This is a genomic window from Rhizobium sp. P1_E1, from assembly GCF_056406015.1.
Genome location: NZ_JBFUAY010000368.1, coordinates 1 through 2,993, shown reverse-complemented (window position 1 = coordinate 2,993; position 2,993 = coordinate 1). Strand labels below are relative to the sequence as shown.

The 2,993-nt window shown below is 57.4% G+C and carries 4 protein-coding genes; all 4 read left to right on the top strand.

The window, feature by feature from the left end; genetic code table 11:
• Window positions 1–516: tetratricopeptide repeat protein (locus AC1D1Z_RS35770; protein ID WP_477853537.1), on the top strand; the 516-nt coding region annotated here is incomplete at its 5' end.
• Window positions 517–567: 51 nt separating this feature from the next.
• Window positions 568–1,197, top strand: coding sequence for a glutathione S-transferase family protein (locus AC1D1Z_RS35765; protein WP_477853535.1), 630 nt, complete (start codon window positions 568–570; stop codon window positions 1,195–1,197).
• Between the two features lie 522 nt (window positions 1,198–1,719).
• Window positions 1,720–2,208, top strand: a complete 489-nt coding sequence (locus tag AC1D1Z_RS35760; protein ID WP_477700140.1) for an SMI1/KNR4 family protein — start codon at window positions 1,720–1,722, stop codon at window positions 2,206–2,208.
• 144 nt (window positions 2,209–2,352) lie between these two features.
• Window positions 2,353–2,993: transglycosylase domain-containing protein (locus AC1D1Z_RS35755; RefSeq protein WP_477853533.1), on the top strand; the 641-nt coding region annotated here is incomplete at its 3' end.

The window sequence follows — 2,993 nt, the reverse complement described above, 5'->3', positions numbered from 1 at the left end:
ACGCGGATCCGCAACTGCAAGAGGCGGCTCCGCTGCAAATGTTGTGGTCCGGTCACCCTCTACGTTAGGCATCACGTGACGGCCGCCGAGGACATTTATTACGATCTGGCGCCCGAAGAGGCGCGGGAACGGCTGCTCGAACTCGCCGGAGATGGGGACCACGAGGCAGAGTTTTATCTTGGTCACTTGGCGGACGAAAGCTCGCCCAGGAACCCGGTCGAAGCACTGGTCTGGTACAAGAAAGCTGCCGCCGGCGGCCTGTTGGAGGCAAAGCATTGGGTTGCGAGCTTCACGTATCACGGCATGGGCACAAGTCAGGACGTCTTGGCTGCCGTCCGCCTTCTCCGTGAATGTGCGGAGGCGGGGCTGGATTCATCCCAGTGGAAACTCGGCCAGCACCTTCTGCAGTTCCCGGAGAACACAACCGAGGCTCTCCGGTGGTTGACGGCGGCGGCAAGCCAGGGGCACACGGGGGCAATCGAGTTGTTGGCTGAAGCCGGTCAACTTCAACGTTAGGCGTCACTTGAAGCACTTCCTTGCATCGTCAATTCAAAATTGAGAGGTCACATGCTCACGCTTTACTACACCCCCAATACTTGTGCGCTGGCAACGCATCTGGCGCTGGCTCATGCAAATGCAGAGTACGAACTGGTACGGATCGACTTTTCGAAGAACGAACAACGGGCGGCCGGCTATCTGAAGGTCAATCCGAAGGGCCGGGTTCCAGCGCTGGTGACTRCACGCGGGGTTTTGACGGAAACACCGGCCATGCTCATGTTCATCGCCCAGACGTACCCGGACGCGCATCTGGCTCCGCTTGATGACACGTTTCGGTTTGCGGAGATGAACGCTTTCAACAGCTATTTGTGCTCCACGGTTCATGTCGCCCACGCCCACCGAATGCGAGGTCACAGATGGGCAGACGAACCTGAAGCGTGGGACGCCATGCGAAGGAAGGTTCCTCAATCTGTGGGTGATGCCTTCTCACTTATTGAGAGTGAGTATTTGCGTGGGCCGTGGGTTCTGGGAGAGGATTTTTCTGTGTCAGATCTGTATCTTCTAACCCTTGCCCGTTGGCTGGAGGGTGACGGGGTGGACCTCTCCCGCCTTCCCCGAATCCTCGATCACCGGGCGCGAATGCTGGCGCTTCCTCTCGTCGAAAAGGTCATTGCTCAAGAGGAGGGGTCGCCGAAATGACACATGACTCTTCCGCCGGGCGGACCCTCCAGAGGTCGCTTCGTGCGTCCTTTGACGCGCCTTTCATGTCAAACGCTAGAAGGCATCAGCATGGGTTTCGATRGCACATGGCAGTTCCTCGGAGGTATCGCAATTGGGCTCGCGGTGGTCGGGTCGTTGTGCCTTCGCGCTGTCGCGTCGTATGTGCTCGAGCGCTGGGGCCGCAGCACGAAAGGTGCAGTGGTACGTTCAGTAGAGAGGAGTGACGTGTACGTTGTGTTTTATGAGTTCACAGCTACTTCGACCTCCGGTGCGCCTCAGATTCAAGCGGGGAAGCAGACGACCCGCTATAGCTTTCACGCCAGGGACAGTGTTGCCGTTCGATATTGGCCGAAATGGCCGAAGCTCAACCGAATTGCGGAGCGCGCCGTCTGAAGGCGGCAAGGACACGGGAGATGCCGTCTAACATATCAATCGACGCACACCCACAACGACAGGATGCGGCTTCGCCGCAATTGTTGATGGTCCGGTCATCTTTACGTTATGTCGCAAACGCCACCGCCTCCTGACGTCGGCAATCTCTGGCAGCGCGTGCACAAGCAATGGCGCGACGCTGGAGTGGGCGTAAGCGCTGGCGCAACTGAGGAAGCGATTGCGGAATTTGAGCGCCGGTACGAAGTAGCTTTGCCTGAGGATGTTCGAGCCTATTTCGTTGCTGAAAACGGAACTGGCCATGAGATGGATGATGTGTATTTCCGCTTTTGGCCGTTGGCGGAGATCAGGCCCGTGAAAGACGAACTGGATGATTCAGGCGGTGTCATCTATCCGGATCGCTTCTCGTATCCCGACTGCTTCGTGTTCGTTGATCATCTTATGAACAGTTGGCTCTACGCCGTCCGACTTACGAGCGACCGGAATCAACTCGCCCCGGTGTACCGCGTCACAGCCTCAGACGAGGGTGGGGAACAGATGACCCCAACATTTCGTCTATTCATGAGCCGATACGCGGATCGGCCGGAGAGCATTCTTTGAGGCCGTTGCGACATAATCTGTCGTTCGAAACGGACGCCCAGCGGCGTTCGCTCCCTTCGGTCGCAGCTTTGCCGGGTCGCCAGTCAACGTCGCGTTAGGCGTCACGAATTCCCTCGCACATCACCCTCCGAGATCAGCCACAACATGAAGATCGGTCAAGCAGTCATTCGCACGATCCTGGGGCTCTCAGGTGCAGGTGCACTTGCCCTGGTTCTCGCAGCCAGCTACTACGCCAACGAAGTGAGGGCTGCCAGAGTTGCAACACCATCTCTGGTTTCCGAAACCTGGAAGCGCTTTGGGGCGCAGCTGAAACCCACAGACTTGTCGAAAGACAGGCAAGCGATGTTGTTGGCAATCGAAGACCCGGCGTTCACCCGGCATCACGGCGTCGATCTTGAAACCCCAGGCGCAGGAATGACGACCATCACGCAAGGTTTGGTCAAGCTCATTTACTTCCCGGACGGGTTCAAGCAAGGTATCGCCAAAGTTCGCCAGACGCTGATCGCGCAATACGCTTTGGATTCGCTGGTTTCCAAAAACGATCAAATGCAGCTGTTCCTGAATATCTGCTACCTGGGCAGCAAGAATGGCCAGCCTGTTCATGGTTATGCGGCCGCCGCACAGGCATATTTTGGCAAGAGCTTTGCTGAACTCACTGACGAAGAATTCCTGTCGCTCGTCGCGATGCACATAGCCCCCGATAACCTGAAGCCCGGGACGCCCGAAAACACCCAACGCGTTCAACGTATTCACGCCTACCTCTCTGGCAAGTATCGGCCTGCGAG

Excerpts from the sequence above, each read along its gene's own strand:
- AC1D1Z_RS35760 (WP_477700140.1), top strand. The coding sequence starts at position 1,720 with ATGTCGCAAACGCCACCGCCTCCTGACGTCGGCAATCTCTGGCAGCGC.